At 61.9% G+C, this 13,838-nt stretch carries 13 protein-coding genes; all 13 read right to left on the bottom strand.

The window, feature by feature from the left end; translation table 11 throughout:
* Positions 1-32 precede the first annotated feature (32 nt).
* Positions 33-1,391: a branched-chain amino acid transport system II carrier protein gene (gene brnQ, locus DW796_RS02130; protein WP_117779327.1), complete on the bottom strand. Its 1,359-nt coding sequence runs from the start codon at positions 1,389-1,391 to the stop codon at positions 33-35.
* 76 nt (positions 1,392-1,467) lie between these two features.
* Entirely contained in the window at positions 1,468-2,607 is a 1,140-nt protein-coding gene (locus DW796_RS02125) for an aminotransferase class V-fold PLP-dependent enzyme (RefSeq protein WP_118094105.1), read from the bottom strand.
* Positions 2,604-2,855 carry a DUF3343 domain-containing protein gene (locus DW796_RS02120; RefSeq protein WP_118094104.1) on the bottom strand — a complete coding sequence of 84 codons (252 nt, stop codon included), beginning with the start codon at positions 2,853-2,855 and terminating at the stop codon, positions 2,604-2,606. Before DW796_RS02120 ends, DW796_RS02125 begins: the two co-directional genes overlap by 4 nt.
* 19 nt (positions 2,856-2,874) lie before the next feature.
* Positions 2,875-3,501 (bottom strand): sulfurtransferase-like selenium metabolism protein YedF, encoded by a 627-nt coding sequence (gene yedF / locus DW796_RS02115; RefSeq protein ID WP_118094103.1) that lies wholly within the window; start codon positions 3,499-3,501, stop codon positions 2,875-2,877.
* A gap of 61 nt (positions 3,502-3,562) precedes the next feature.
* Positions 3,563-4,612 carry a selenide, water dikinase SelD gene (selD, locus tag DW796_RS02110; RefSeq protein WP_089571622.1) on the bottom strand — a complete coding sequence of 350 codons (1,050 nt, stop codon included), beginning with the start codon at positions 4,610-4,612 and terminating at the stop codon, positions 3,563-3,565.
* Positions 4,605-5,822, bottom strand: coding sequence for a glycosyltransferase family 4 protein (locus tag DW796_RS02105; protein WP_089571621.1), 1,218 nt, complete (start codon positions 5,820-5,822; stop codon positions 4,605-4,607). Before DW796_RS02105 ends, selD begins: the two co-directional genes overlap by 8 nt.
* Positions 5,823-5,836: 14 nt before the next feature.
* The gene (locus DW796_RS02100) at positions 5,837-6,601 is read right to left on the bottom strand and encodes an acyl-CoA dehydratase activase (protein WP_118094101.1); all 765 of its coding nucleotides are present in this window, start codon (positions 6,599-6,601) and stop codon (positions 5,837-5,839) included.
* 50 nt (positions 6,602-6,651) lie between these two features.
* On the bottom strand, positions 6,652-7,815 hold the full coding sequence (locus DW796_RS02095) for a double-cubane-cluster-containing anaerobic reductase (protein ID WP_118094100.1): 1,164 nt from the start codon (positions 7,813-7,815) through the stop codon (positions 6,652-6,654).
* A 154-nt stretch (positions 7,816-7,969) separates the two neighbouring features.
* Positions 7,970-9,253, bottom strand: coding sequence for a double-cubane-cluster-containing anaerobic reductase (locus DW796_RS02090; RefSeq protein WP_118094099.1), 1,284 nt, complete (start codon positions 9,251-9,253; stop codon positions 7,970-7,972).
* A 429-nt stretch (positions 9,254-9,682) separates the two neighbouring features.
* Positions 9,683-10,753 carry a sulfate/molybdate ABC transporter ATP-binding protein gene (locus tag DW796_RS02085; RefSeq protein ID WP_117779333.1) on the bottom strand — a complete coding sequence of 357 codons (1,071 nt, stop codon included), beginning with the start codon at positions 10,751-10,753 and terminating at the stop codon, positions 9,683-9,685.
* Between the two features lie 3 nt (positions 10,754-10,756).
* Entirely contained in the window at positions 10,757-12,199 is a 1,443-nt protein-coding gene (modB, locus tag DW796_RS02080) for a molybdate ABC transporter permease subunit (RefSeq protein ID WP_233509176.1), read from the bottom strand.
* Positions 12,200-12,267: 68 nt separating this feature from the next.
* Entirely contained in the window at positions 12,268-13,143 is an 876-nt protein-coding gene (gene modA, locus DW796_RS02075) for a molybdate ABC transporter substrate-binding protein (protein WP_118094098.1), read from the bottom strand.
* A 205-nt stretch (positions 13,144-13,348) separates the two neighbouring features.
* Positions 13,349-13,828, bottom strand: coding sequence for a molybdenum cofactor biosynthesis protein B (locus DW796_RS02070; RefSeq protein WP_118094097.1), 480 nt, complete (start codon positions 13,826-13,828; stop codon positions 13,349-13,351).
* Between the last annotated feature and the right edge of the window lie 10 nt (positions 13,829-13,838).

Below are 13,838 nucleotides of genomic sequence, written 5' to 3'. Positions count from 1 at the left end.
GGAGACTCCCCGCCTGTGCAAGCATTGATGCCTTAGCTCCTCGAATGTGCAACAAAACGACTATGGAGCAGACCGATCACAAATGCCACCACGGCAACCGGCGCCCACGCGGCACCGATATCTGCCAGCGGCAACGCATCGAACGGCAGCCACGCGCCAGCAAAGAACGCGTCGCGAACCGAGGTGATCACACTCTGCACGGCAACCACACCGCCAACCCAGACCCACACCTGCGGATGCGCGTCGCAAAAGCCGTGCACCAGGCCCATCAGTACCAGCACGATGGCAACGGGATACAAGGCGTTGAGCATAGGCACCGAGAACATGAGGATCACGTCGAGACCCACGTTGGAGAGCACGCACGAAAACGCTGCGAACACAAAGGCGAGAACCGCAAAGGGACGGCGCATGGCCTCCTCGGAGGCCTCCGCTCCCCCTTTAACCACATACGTCTCGCAGAAGTAACGCGAGCAGCAGCTGATGAGGCCGATGCACACGTTCATGCAGGCAAGGAAGAAGATGGCGAAGACCACGACCGTGCCGGCAAGCCCAAAATGCATGGAGGCCGAACGGGCGAGGATGGCGGCGCCGTTGGTAGCGTCGGGCATCACGGTGCCGAGCTGCATACCGGCAAGACCCAAGCCGCAGTAGATGATAGCCATGAGCACGCCGGCGATCACACCGGAACGCGAAATCTCAAAGGCCACGCGCTTGTCATCGGTAACACCCAGCTCGTGGATGGTCTCGGCGATGATGATGCCAAAGGCGAGCGACGCGAGCAGGTCCATGGTCTGATAGCCAGTCAGAAAGCCCTGCACGGCAGCACCGGCATCGTAAGGGGCCTGCGGCGCGGCAGCCGGTCCCAGCGGCGAGATCACGGCAGCACCCACGACCAGCACGATGAGCGCAATGAGCGCAGGGCCCGTAATGCGGCCGAGCACACGCGTGATGACGCCTGGACGCAGCGTGAGCGCAAACGCGACGACGAAGAACCCGATGGCAAACACCAGACGTGCCGTGCCGAGCGAAACGCCCTCGGGTAGCAGCGGCACCAGCATTTCGAACGCCGTAGAGCTTGTGCGCGGAATGGCCAGGCACGGACCGATGGCCAGGTAGACCGCCGCAACGAAGAATTCGCCAAACTTAGGATGCACACGCCCGGCCAGCTCTCGGGCCGTGCCAGCGAGCGCGACGGCGATAAATCCCATAACGGGCAGACCGATAGCGGCAATCAAAAAGCCGATCATGGCAACCGGCGTGGCAGAACCTGCCTGCAGCGCCAGCAGCGGCGGAATAATGAGATTACCGGCGCCAAAGAGCATCGAGAACAGCGCAATGCCGACGGTAACGACATGGTCGGAACGCAGACCGCGCGGGGCGGATGAAGCCATAGGCACACCTTTCGGGTCGAAACAAAAACGGGACGGGCAAAATACCCGTCCCGCAAGTATAAACGGTCCAGCAGCTTTAGCAGGCTAAATTGCGCAGAGCATCGATAGCCGTGTCGACTTCTTCGGTCGTGTTGAAATACCCAAACGAGAAGCGGACGACACCCTGGCGCTCGGTCCCCAGCGCACGGTGCATGAGCGGAGCGCAATGGGCACCGGGGCGCGTCGCAATCCCCCACCCCTGCATGAGCGCGTCCGAAATCTCGGCCGAATCGATATTGCCCACGTTGAGCGAGACGATCGCCGAGCGTGCTGACTGGTCGAAGGCACCGTAGAGTTTGATTTCCGGAATCTCACGAACACCGGCGAGAAAGCGATCGGCCAGGGCGCGTTCGTGAGTCGCAATCGCTTCAACTCCACCCTGTGCCTCGATAAAATCAAGGCCTGCGGAAAGGCCCGCTATGCCGTGACCGTTGAGCGTGCCCGCCTCGAGCCGCGTGGGCCACTCCATGGGCTGCAACGCATCGAAGCTGTGCACGCCCGTGCCGCCCATGGCCCAGGGCGCCACGTCGACGCCCTCCGCCACGGCCAGGCCGCCGGTGCCCTGCGGGCCCATGAGCCCCTTGTGGCCGGTAAAGCACACCACGTCGAGCCCCATGGCCTGCATATCGATATGCGCCGTACCGGCAGACTGCGAGGCATCGACGATCACAAGCGCACCCGCGGCATGTGCCAAGGCCGCCACGCGCGCAATGTCGACCGCGTTGCCGGTCACATTAGAGGCATGCGTCACCACCACGGCACGCGTACCGGGCGTGACCAGCCGCTCGAGCTCGTCACAGTCGAGCACGCCGTTCGCGTCACAGCCCGCATGCTCAACGGTCACACCCCGCTCCGCTGCCAGGCGGTTGAGCGGACGCAGCACGGAGTTGTGCTCGAGCACCGTCGTGACCACGCGGTCGCCGGGGCGCACCACGCCACAGATGGCGGTGTTGAGCGCCGCCGTAGAGTTGGGCGTAAAGCACACATGGTCCGCCCTCGGGCAACCTAAAAGGCGCGCGAACTTGGCACGGCAACCGTGAATCGTACGAGCGGCATCGAGGGCACCCGACGTGGCGCCGCGCCCGGCATTGCCGAGCGAGCACATCGCCTGCGTCACGGCATCGATGACCGTCTGCGGCTTGTGCATGGTCGTCGCCGCGTTATCCAGGTAGATCATCGCACGACCTCCCACATATCAATCACGGCATAGCCCTCGGCGGGAATGCCCGCCGCGGCAAGCTCGCCGCGCAGCAAGTCCTCATCCGAAGGTAGCGCCTTCCACGCCAGACCGCAGCCGGCAGCGACCTCCCCGGGCACGGGAATCGTTCGCCCGGGAAGGCCGCGCTCGATGCACAGGGACTCGCAACCCATGGCGGCCGCCGTGGTGGGAAACGTAATGACAAGCGCCGGGCGCTTCTCCCTCATGGCAACTCCAACCAATACGCTACGGGCGCACGACGCGCACGGCCTGCTCCATCTTCTCCACGATCACATACATGTTCGTGACCTCGCCCACGGCAAGCTGGTCCTTAATGCCATAGTGGTCGAGGCAGGTGCCACAGGTGAGGATTTCGACGCCCTGCTCAGCCAGCCCCTTCAGGTCGTCGAGTACCGGCGAGCCCTCGACGGTGAGCTTGGCTCCGCCGTTGTAGAACAGCATGGTCGCGGGCAGCTCCTCCTGCTGCGTCACTGCAAAGATGAAGGCCTTCATGAGCTTGTGGCCCAGCTCGTCGTCGCCACGGCCCATGCAGTCGGTGTAGACGGAAATGACGAGCCTGCCCTTGCCGGCGCTGGCATCACAGAAGGCAGCGCCATCCTGCTCGGGATCGGCCATGGCAACGGCGCAGGAGGTCGCCACGGTCACGTGCCACTCGGCGTCAGAAACCTTCTCGACCGAGGCCGTGCAGCCTTTCTCCTGCGCCATCTTGGAGATGTTCTTGACGGCGGTCTCGTTGTCGACCGAGGTCACGACGGCGCCCTCGCCATCGAGCTGCTTCAGAGCTTTGAGCGTCTTGACGACGGGCAGCGGGCAGGCATCGCCCATGGCATTGACTTCAATCTTGGTAGACATAGCAAATTCCTTTCGAAAGAGCCGTTCTAGAGAACGGCAAACAGTTACATAAACGTGCGGGCTAGCGAACAACGCGGACGGCAGGACCGCCCGGCTCCGCCTCGCACACGCGCCCGACAACGGCCGCGATGCGCCCCTCGGCATGCAGGCGACGCGCAAGCCCATCCACATCGGCAGCAGGCGCCGCGATGAGCAAACCGCCCGAGGTCTGCGGATCGTACAGCGCATCCAACCTGCCCGGCTCCAGGTCCTCGTCGGCAGCCACGCGCGGGCCAAAGAAGTCCTGGTTGCGGTAGGCACCGGCAGGAATAATGCCCAGACGCGCCATATCGAGCACCTGGTCAAAGAGCGGCACCGCCCCCGACGCAAGTTCAATCTGCACGCCCGAGCCCTCGGCCATCTCGCACGCATGCCCGATCAGGCCAAAGCCCGTGATGTCGGTGCAGCCGTGAAGCTCGAGTCCCTCGGCCAGGCGAATCGGGGCCTCGTTGAGGGTACACATCGAGTCAAACATGGCTGCGGCCTCGTCCTGCTCGATGAGCTCGCCCTTAATGGCCGTGGTGATAATGCCCGAGCCGATCGCCTTGGTCAGCAGCAGAACATCGCCCACGCGTGCGCCGCTGTTGGCGAGCATGTGGTCGAGTGGCACAAAACCGCTCACGGACAGACCGTACTTGGGCTCGTCGTCGTTGATGGTGTGGCCGCCCGCGATGGAGCAACCCGCCTCGACGCACTTATCGGCACCGCCCGCCAGAATCTGACCGGCAACCTCAACGCCCAGGCAACTGGGTATGCAAAGCAGGTTCATGGCATGGCTCGGCCGCCCGCCCATGGCGTAGATGTCCGACAGCGAGTTGGCCGCAGCGATCTGGCCAAACAGGAACGGGTCATCGACCATCGGTGGGAAGAAGTCGATGGACTGCACGAGCCCCAGGTTCTCCCCTACGCGGAAGACGCTCGCATCGTCGGAGGTATCGAACCCCACGAGCAAGTTGTCGTTATGCACATTGGGTAAGTCGCCCAGGACCTGGGCGAGGGCTCCGGGAGCCAACTTAGCGGCTCAACCGCTCGCGGCCGTCATGGACGTGAGCCTCATGGTGTCCTTAGCCATACGAACCCCCTTCCAACAAATCAACGACTTTAAGTATACGCGCCAGGCACGCTTCCCAAGAGACCGCCGACGGCTCGAACGTCGAAGGCGGAGCCGCAAGCGCCTGCGCGATAGCATCTGCCAGTGCGCGCTCAAACAACGGAAGGTCGGCCGCCACGGGCGTGTCGACATCCGTCATACGCGGCGACGCCACCCACGTCACGGGAGCACCGGGAAGCATCGCCTCCATCCAGGGACGAACGCCGGGCAAATCGGTCGCCACAACTTTGCAGCCGCACGCGAGGGCCTCGATCGTCACGAGCGGCAGACCCTCGTAAAACGAAGGCAGCACAAAGACGTCGGAACTGCGGTAAGCACGCACGAGCCCATCGCTATCCAGGCGCCCCGCCAGCGTCACCGGCACATCCGAGGCCGCGGTCAAGCGCTCAATACGCGCGTACTCGGCATCGTCCCCGCGGCCGCCCACAAGTACCAAGCCAGATGGGCAGACGTCATCGTCAATCGGCAATGACACGGCTCGAACCAGCGACTCGACGCCCTTTTTAAAGCAAATCTTACCCACGTACACAAGCGATCCCGGCTGCCTCGCCACGCTTGCATCACGGCAGAAGACGCGATGGTCGTAGCCCGTCCCAATCACGTGGATGCGATCGACATCGACGCCGCACACCAGGCCAATCTGCTCAGCCTGCTCAGCATGGAGCGCAAAGACGGCATCGAGCCGACGAACCGCGCTTACGATGCGATCGCGCTCGAGCGCATGCGAACGCAGCTGGCGCAGGTCGGTCGAATGGCATACGGCAACAACCGGCACGCCCCGGACGCGCTCGCGCGCCAATGCGGTCACCAGATACAGGTGATGGCAGAGCACCAGATCGGGCCGAAACTCAGCCACCGCCCGATCGATTGCAGCAGCAAATGCCCGCTCAAATGCCTTGAGCATCGAAGGCGTCAGGTCACGGTAGCGTGTGGAGGGATAGGGCATGACATCGGACATACCGCAGATGGGAAACGGCAGCTCGGGCGACTCGAACGGTACGGCAAACACGGCAGCACGCCGGTCCAGCTCGCCTTGGGTATCACCCGGTGCCGCGCCGCAAAGCACGGCGGCGCGATGCCCCGTCTCGATCTGCTCGCGCACGAGCGCGGCAAGGTAGGTGCCGCTGCCAGTGCTATCTGGTTTTTGTGCCGAGATATTGAGGATGCGCATGTCGCGGTACACCCCTAGGCCAAGGCGGCGGCGCGGACAGCCGCGCCGATCGCTCCGGCAAAGCGAGCCTGGGGCGAGGTGGTCACCGGCGACCCCAGCAGCTCGCCCAACCGCTCCACCACGAAGGCGTTCTCGCACAGGCCACCGGTCAGGTAGTACGGGGCGCCCGCGGCCTGCCCGGCCATGGTCGCCACGCGCGAGACCACGCTGTCGATCACGCCACGCGCAATGTTCTCGCGCGGCTCGCCGCGGCCGATCAGGCTGATGACCTCGCTTTCGGCAAACACCGTGCACATGCTGCTGATCTTGGTGGGCTCGCCGGAACGCGCCAGGTCGGCCATCTGCTGCTGGGTAATGCCCAGGCGGTCGGCCATGATCTCCAGAAAGCGCCCCGTGCCTGCGGCGCACTTGTCGTTCATGGCGAACTTGGCCACGCGGCCGCCCTTGAGTTGGATGACCTTGGTATCCTGACCGCCCACGTCGATCACCGTGCCGTGATCGCCAAACAGGCGCACGGCACCGGTGCCGTGGCAGGTGATCTCGGTCACTACCTTGTTGGCATAGGGCACCGCGACACGGCCGTAGCCAGTCGCGACCACGCGAACATCGTCGCCCGTCACGTCATAGCCGGCTGCGGCGAGTTCACCGCGTAGGCGCTCGGCCGCATCGACCGACGAATACCCCGTCGGCATGACGCAGGTCCACGCAATGGCGTTGTCCGTCTCCACCACCGCAGCCTTCGCGGCCGTCGAGCCTATGTCGATACCAATGCCAACCACGGCATCCTCCTTCTATGCGGCAAAGCAGCTATCCCTTTGCCGCATTTGTCCTACAGGGTCTCGATAAAGGCAGCAATGCGCGTCTCGATCTGGCCCATGTCTCCGTTGCTGTAGTCGGTCTCAATCTTCATATACGGAATACCCGCACCCTCGACAGCCTCCTGCATGCGCGCACTCTCCACGTTAAAGGTGTGGCACGCCTGGAGTACGCTCTCCACTACGCCATCGACGTGATACTTCTCGCACATGGCCAGCGTGTTTTCCATACGACCGTCGTTGGGCGTCATGACCGAGCAGTTGATGTCCAGGTAGCGGTCGGCGATGGCGCGCAGGATATCGGGAGCCTCCGGGTCGATCATCATGGCCGCCGTGCGCTCGCCCGAGCAGTCGTCCATGCACACGACCACGCCGCCGTTGGACTCGATGGTGCGGCCGATCTTGTTGATCACGCCGCCCACCGGGCAGCCGGTGATCAGAATGCGCTTGGCATCCGCCGCAACCGGGCGCTCGCCCGCGTCGTAGGCCTCGCGCAGCTTGGCGACCTTTTGCTCCAGCTGCTGCGTATAGGCCTCGATATCGAAGTTGAACGTACCGGCGAACATGGTGCTCATCAGGTCGACGCCGCTCATGGCAGCCGGCTGGTTGGCCTGCAGCGCAAACATCTCGAGCTGGGCCGCACGCAGACGGTTGCGACGACGGACGGCAGCGCGCAGGTCATCGTCGGCAATCGTGATGCCGTAGAAGCCCTCGAGCTCCTCCTTGAGCAGGCGGCACTCCTCGTACCAGCGTTTACGCTCGTAGGCGCGATCGCGACCCTGCGGAAGATGCAGAATGTGCGTGCGCTTGAGCTCGTTGAGCAGTTCGTACATCTTCTTCTTGCCGTCGCAGGTGGTCTCGCCGATGATCATGTCGCTAAAGTACGTAAACGGGCACTTTTGCGAATAGGCAAAACCATACGTAGACTTGATGAGCGGGCACAGGTTTGCCGGCAGCACCTTCTCGGCCTCGGGAATCACCTCATCGGACGTACCGCACAGAGCCACGCTCGAGGCGCCCGCGGCATCGATAATCTCGAGCGGCGTATAGCTGCACAAAAAGCCGACCAGGCGATTACCCGCCTGCTTATAATCCTTGACGCGAATAAACGCCGCCTTGCGTTGCTCGTTGAACTCCTCAAACGTGCGCGGCAACGGCTGTTCAATATTTTCCGACATATAACTCCTTAACAAACCTTTTAACCAACCAAGGAGACGGCTTTCCCAGGTGCCCGAGGTTGCCGTGAAAGAGGAGCGCCGCGTACTTCTGATACGCAAGCGACGGTTTGACGGCAAGATCGGGCACCTGGGAAAGCCACCGGGACGGATAGTCCTAAATGGTTTCCAAGAAAGCCTCGATCCTGGTTTGCAGTTGGCCTGCATCCTCGCCGGCGTAGTCGGTCGTGATGTGCATAAACGGAATGCCGACCTCCTCGGCGGCCTTCTCCACGGCAAACGACTCCATCTCGTAGAGCGTGCAGAACTGCAGGGCCACGTCGACAATGCCGTCGGCATGCAGATCCTTGGCCATCTGGACAATGTCCTTCATACGCTGGTCGTTGGGCGTAAAGACGGCACAGTTGATCTTAAAGTAGCGCTCGGCGATAGCATCGAGCATCTCGTCAACCGTCTCACCGGACTCATCGACCAAATCCTTGTAATAGCGCGAACCCGTGCAGGACTCCTCGCCCACCACAACGCCGCCGGCCTTCTCGATGAGGTTGAACAGCTTCCAGTTGGGCACGGCCATGGGCGTGCCGGTGTACAGGATGCGCTTGGTCCCCTTGGGCGCCACGCCCTCTCCGGCCTCGACACGCTGCTCACACTCGGCCGCCATATCGTTGATGGCTCCGGTCAGACGCGGCGTGTCGTCCATAAAGGCGGCCTGAACGGTCAGCAGGCTGTCGAGACCGCTAATGGGCGCTGGGTCGGCAGCGCGCGTGGCAGCGAGGCGCTGCAGGGCGCGACGCTTCTCATTGACGGCGCGGATGGCGGCCTTCAGACGCTCAGGCGTAATCGTGACGCCGCACTCTTCCTCAATCTTGGTGGCGAGCTTCTTGACCTCGGCCTTCCAGGTCACGAGCGTCGACTCGTCGTGCACGTTGGGAATATCCATGACGTACATGTTCTTTTGCGTGGCAAAAAACTCGTAGGCCTTCTTCTTGCCATCGCAGGTGTTCTCGCCTACCACCAAGTCACTCGACTCAATGTAGGGGCAGACCTCGCCCAGCTTAAAGCCGGCAAAGCTCTTGATGAGCGGACAAGTGTTGCGCGGCAAGTGCTCCTCGACCTTGTCGGTCGCCCAATCGGCACCCGAGCACAGACCCACGGGGATACCGTCGCAGGCGAGCACAATCTCCTCGGGCACGTAGACGCAGAAGCTGCCCACGATCTTGGTGGCCTCGCCGGTCTCCTTCTTGTCGAGCATCTCCTTAATACGGCCGCTGTGGATGTTGGTGGCGACAAAATCCAGGTAGGACGTGGACTTGGGGCGATTGTTCTGCGTCAGGAACATATCGCCGTACATCTGGCCCACGGCGCCCAGCAGCATATCGTGGTCGGCAAGATTCATGCCGAGGCTCTCCCACATCGAATGGAAATCAAATTCTTCAGCCATAACGGTTCCCCTCTCGAACCAAAAACGGATAACAGCGGTATCGATGCACGACGGACGGCGATTGCCCGACCGTGCTCAAACCCGGAATTTTGGGGAACCTGCTTTGCGGTCGATTATTTAGTTGTGCGTCGTCTCTCCCGGAGCCGTGAACATACCTGCTCATATGCGACTCCGAGCCATGTATAGGGCACGCGCGGCAATGCGGCGAATATATGTCGTCTGCGGCATGTGCGCACCCTCCTTAACCAGTCGAGGTCAACTATATCAACGGTCATCGCCCCTGCGAACACCGTTGACATTCGTACGACAGCCTCGTGTGCCGTCGTTTAATAAATAATTATCTTGATTGATAAGAGTTTGTCATCCTTCATTCGGCGAACGGCAAGACAAAGCCGCCGAGGCTTATATCCCCGACGGCATTACCCGGCGCTATCGACAAACCAAGTGGATCTTACTCGCATCGAAGTGCATGCGCAGGGTCTCGTCGGCCTGCGGCAGCCCGTCGGCAGCTACGTTCACTTTGTTGACCTTCCACTGCAGGCGCGTCGGCGCATCGACACGTGGCACGTCCAACAGCACCAAGCGCTCAAAACGCGAATCGCTCACGCGAGCCACATGCAGGTCGTAGCTGTTACGACCCCGCTCTGCGCGGTTGTCCATATGGAAGTAGCTCGCACGAATACCGAGGTACGCCACGTTATCGGGAACCTCACGGCCCACGTTGAAGGTCATGCCCCAGTCGAGGGCCTCAACTTCCTCGTCGCCGATCTTACGCGCGCGGCTCGTATTCTTGCAGCCCGTCAGGCGCAGCGCAGCCAAGGTTTGCGGCCGGCGGACCACGTCCTCGACGGAGCCGATCTCCTCCACATGCCCGTTATGCATCACGCAAATGCGCTCGCACAGGCGGCATGCCTCGTCAATATCGTGGCTCACGTAGAGCACGGTACGGTTACAGACGTCGAACAGGTCGAGCATGTTCTGCTCAAGCGCGCTCTTGAGATACGCGTCGAGCGCGCTCATGGGCTCGTCGAACATAAAAATGCCCGGGTGTGCCGCCACCATGCGAGCAAGCGCCACACGCTGCTGCTGGCCGCCCGAGAGGCGCGCGGGATAACGGTCGGCAAAGTCGGCCAGTCCAAAGATACCCAAGTAGCGCTCGGCAAGTTGTCTGCGCGCTGCGGCGTCGCCTGCACCCTCAACGCCGGCACATACGTTATCGGCCACCGTCATGTTTGGAAACAGCTGATAGCTTTGAAACATCAGGGCGCATTTTCGCTCCTGGGGCGAAAGGTTGATGCCCGTCGCAGAGTCAAAAAAGGTCACGCCGTTGACGACGATCTTGCCCTCGTCGGGTGCCTCCACGCCGGCAATGCAGCGCAGCGTGCAGCTCTTGCCGCAACCCGAGGCGCCCAGCAGCGCCACACGCTCCTCGCCGGCATCGAGCTGAATGTCGAGGGTAAAGCCGGGATAGCGCTTTTTGATATCCAAGACAAGCGACATGGTCTATCGACCTCCCTTCGAGACGGCGTCATCGCGCATAAGCTCGGCCAGCGCCTCGCGATCGATACGCAAGGCATCGCCGCCCGCCGGGTCGAGCGAATCGCCCTGTCCGGCGAGATCTTTGGCCTGTTTGCGCTCTGCACGGGAGAGGCCACGCTCGCGATACTTTTGCGAATGCGCCGTATACATGTTGATGAACAGAATGACCAGGAAGCTGAACGCAATTACGACCACGACCCAAAAGAGGGCCACCGACGTGTTGCCGCCCATCCACTCAAAGTAGATGGCGATGGGGATGGTCTGGGTAATGCCGGCGTAGTTGCCCGCAAAGAACAGGGTGCAGCCAAACTCGCCCATGGCACGCGCGAAGGCAAGCACCGCGCCGGCGGCAATCGAGGGCCAGCCAAGCGGCATCATAAGCTTGGTAAAGATGCGACGCTCGGACCATCCCAGGGTTCGCGCGGCATCGAGCATCTGCGTGTCAAGGCTCTCAAAGGCTCCGAGCGCCGTGCGGTAGACCAGCGGAAACGACACAACGACGGCCGAAATGACCGCCGCGGGCCAGGTAAAGACGATCGAGATGCCGTGCGCGATGAGCCACTGGCCCACCCCGGTCGAGCGGCCAAACAGCATGAGGAGCAGAAAGCCGCAGACCGTGGGCGGCAGCACCATAGGAATCGTAAAGACTGAATCGAGCAGGCCCTTGATGCGACTCGAGGTACCCATAGTCTTCCACGCGGCAAACAGGCCCAGCGCAAAGGCAATCACCAGGGCAAGGCCACTCGTTTTAATGGACACCCAAAACGGGCGATAGTCGATGTCGCCCAAAAAGGAAGCCAGAGAGGTCAAGGGGCCCTGCTCATCCCGCAATACGACAGACGATGCTTCTACCATTTGAGCGCTATCAAGCCAACGCGCGCCGCCCTTGGCATCACCCGAGGCCGATGCAATCACCACATAGCGGTCCCCATCCGCACCGCGCTCGTCAAAGCCATAGGTATACCCGCCGGCATCAAACGTTGTTTCCGCCGTAACATACCAAGGAAGATCAACGTCCCCTAGCTGCGCACCTCCCATGGAGTTTGCGCTGTCGAGCTCACAGACGAGGGCCTTGAGACCCGATACGCACTCGTTGTCCTGCGGATCCAATCCATACTTCTCGGCCGCCTTGGGCGATATCCACACCACAACGCGATCGGCAGCAGGCGCCACTACAAGGTCCACATCCTCGTCAACGGGAAACCGGTAGCCCTCGGGCTGGCCCTCCATAGCACGAGCGGTCCCCTTGGCCAACCGCTCAAAACCCTCGATCCCATAGGAAAGCCCATGAGCGGTCGCAGCAACCTGGGCCCCGTCCTCAGCGACCCCAGCAAACGCAAATCCCGGCACCCAGCAAAGCGCGAAGGTCAAAGCACAGGCGACAAGCATGCGGAATCTATTAAGCACGAAAAGCTCCAAGCGAATACAAGGACGGAGTGAAACACAAAACGATGGAATTATCGCGCCAAGCCGCACTACTCGGAAAGCTCAAAGCCGTACTTAGCCCAAATCTTCTGAGCCTTCTTGTTGGTCAGACAGAAGTCGATAAACGCCTTGGCCTCGTCGGCGTGCTCGGAGCTCTCGGCAACGGCGCCCGGGTACACGATGGGCTTGTGCGAATCCTCGGGGCACACGAAGGCCTCCTCGATGCCGTCATAGCGGAAGATATCGGAGCTGTAGACAAAACCGGCCACGCAGTCGCCCGTAGAGACGTAAGACGCAGCGGTACCAACTTTGTCGGCCAGTGCGACCTTGTCGGCGATCTCGGGTGCGTACCCGCCGTCGTCACCCTCGGTACCGGTGTAGAGGCCCACAGAAGCCAGCGCCTGGTTGGCGTACTTGCCGGCAGGAACGGTCTTGGCGTCGCCGATGGCGATCTTGCCGTCCAGATTCGCGACGTCGGCGATGGCCTCGACCTTGGTGTCGGAGCCCTCGGCGCGAATGATCACGAGGTCGTTGACGAACATGTCCTCACGAGTGTCGGTGTCGACGAGCTCGGCGGCCTCGGCGTCGTCCATGGTGCCCTTGGAGGCCGTGATGAGCACGTCGACGGCGGCACCGGCGCGCATCTGCTCAACGAGGTCGCCGGAGGCCTTAAACTGCGAGTCGGCAAACGTGGTACCGGTCTGCTCGGTGTAAAGCTCCTGAACCTCGGGCAGAGCCTTCTCGAGCGAGTTGGCGGCAAAGACCTGCAGCTCGACGGTTTCCTTCTTGGAAGAGGCCTTGGCGGAGCCGGCATCGGAGCCGGTCGCCTCAGGCTCCTTGTTGCCGGAGCAGCCGGCAAGCCCAAGGCCGGCAGCGGCGACAGCAGAGAGCGAGACGAATCCGCGGCGAGAAACCATATCGAACATGTTCAACCCTTTCGGACCTTATGCCCGGGTACCCCACCGCGGGCTTTATTCTGTAATTAGATTATACTTCGGTGCGAATAATGATTATGAGAAATTATTCTCGTCTGAGAATATAGTTTCAGGCATGTCTACAGAATGTCGTCCCCTTGGGCGCAAATAAAAGGTGGAGCAGCCGTTCAGGTCGCTCCACCGCAGGTAAACCCGCTTAGTTGGTATGTCCGCCGCCCGCTGTCATCTGAGCCGCATGCTCCAGCTGGTCCGCTATGGCCTCCCAGCTTTCGCGGGCGGCCTTCGTAGAACCGGGAAAGTTTACGACAAGTGTATAACCTCGTTGCATGCAAATAGCGCGCGAGAGCATGGCGCGGCGCGTCTTGGTCATGGAGTACGCACGGATTGCCTCCGCAATACCCGGCACATCGCGCTCGCAGACGGCACGCGTCGCCTCGGGCGTCACATCGCGCATCGAAAGCCCCGTGCCGCCGCAGGTGAGCACGACATTGGCGTGGCACTCATCGGCAGCTTCCACAATGGCATCACCGATTTCGCTGACGTCGTCGCGCACGACCACATGTGAGGCGACCGTCCATCCCTGCGCCTCGATAAGTTCCTCGAGCGCAGCACCCGCCTCGTCCTGGGCAAGATCGCGCGTGTCCGAGCACGTCACGATCGATATCTTCAGCTCCATGGCATTCCTC

This window comes from Collinsella sp. AM31-2AC (assembly GCF_003469285.1).
Classification (GTDB): domain Bacteria; phylum Actinomycetota; class Coriobacteriia; order Coriobacteriales; family Coriobacteriaceae; genus Collinsella; species Collinsella aerofaciens_AT.
The sequence above is the reverse complement of the archived record's forward strand: the minus strand, read 5'-3'. Positions and strand labels throughout refer to the sequence as shown.